Below are 1,287 nucleotides of genomic sequence, written 5' to 3' on the forward strand. Positions count from 1 at the left end.
CGTCTCCGAACTTGGAACTTCCGAACTTGGCGTCTCCGAGCTTGGCGTCTCTGAACTTGGCGTTTCCGAACTTGGCGTCTCCGAGCTTGGCGTCTCTGAACTTGGCGTCTCTGAACTTGGCGTTTCCGAACTTGGCGTCTCCGAACTTGGAACTTCCGAACTTGGAACTTCCGAGCTTGGCGTTTGCACATCCCAACGATGTGTCTCTCCACCAGTAATATTAACATTAGCACCTACAATATTACCGTCAATATTCACACCAACGTTTATTGTTGCTTTTGGCGCTAATACACTACCCAGTAATCGACCACTATTAATATTAATGTTAGCATCTGTTGTACCAAAGTTCCATAATACATGATTAGGTTGTGTATGATCTTCACCATTAGAGTTAACACTTATGCTATTGGCATATGTATAATTAATTTGAGTTTGAACAGATATATCTGAATTAGGTAAATGTTTCACATTAAATATAACTGTCGGTCCATCAAGATCGTTGGACAAACCTTTAATAGTAATTGGTTGTGGCCCAGCTAACTTACTATAATCTATATCAACGTATATGAATTTTTGTGTTTGATCTGCCTTAGAAACATCAACAACTTGTTGATTATTATCTGAAAAATTTGTGATAACTTTTTCTGATTGAGTAATTGCACTGTATGCTTCGGCTTTATCATATAACGTCGCAAAATATTTATCAAAATCAATGTACTTATTACCGGCAGCATCTTGGAAAGTATTGGCCTCATTCAAAGTGCTTACACGACCGCCATTTATTTCTATTTGATTAGCAGAATTTTTTACAATTTTAATAAATTCGCCCAAGATGGCAACTGAATTAACCGAACGAAATGCACGATCATTTAAAATTTGATTATTTGAAATATTTTGAATATACGACAAATCACCTTTTGTGAGATTATAATTATTTTCACGTGTTCCAAAATCACGATTTGAATCAATAAGATTCTGTACCGCAATATTCCCATTGACATCAGCAGCCAATTTTGCGGTTTTAGCAAATACACTAAACAATGCAGCAATTCCTAATGCATTGTGATCATTGATATATTGAACATCCACATTTAGATAATTTGTTGTATCAGACAAAATAGAGCTAGGTGCTGTCTTAACATCATTAGCCGTTACAGAATTATTATTTGATTTGATATTTAATCGTGCTGTATATACTGGTGCTTTACTCGTTGGTGCTGTACTTACTGGTGTTGCACTTACTGGTGCTGCACTTACTGGTGTTGCACTTACTGGTGCTGTACTTAC

General features: G+C 36.6%; 1 protein-coding gene and 1 pseudogene. Both read right to left on the reverse strand.

Annotated elements, in window-relative coordinates:
• Nucleotides 1-196, reverse strand: a 196-nt coding sequence (locus EUI_RS11020; RefSeq protein ID WP_193770533.1) for a pentapeptide repeat-containing protein, incomplete at its 3' end; no start/stop codon positions are given.
• A gap of 14 nt (nt 197-210) precedes the next feature.
• Nucleotides 211-1,089 (reverse strand): annotated as a pseudogene (locus EUI_RS10835) (collagen-binding domain-containing protein); the annotation flags it as partial.
• Nucleotides 1,090-1,287: the final 198 nt, after the last annotated feature.

Source organism: Leuconostoc gelidum subsp. gelidum KCTC 3527 (genome assembly GCF_000166715.1).
In the GTDB taxonomy this organism is placed as follows: Bacteria; Bacillota; Bacilli; order Lactobacillales; family Lactobacillaceae; genus Leuconostoc; species Leuconostoc gelidum.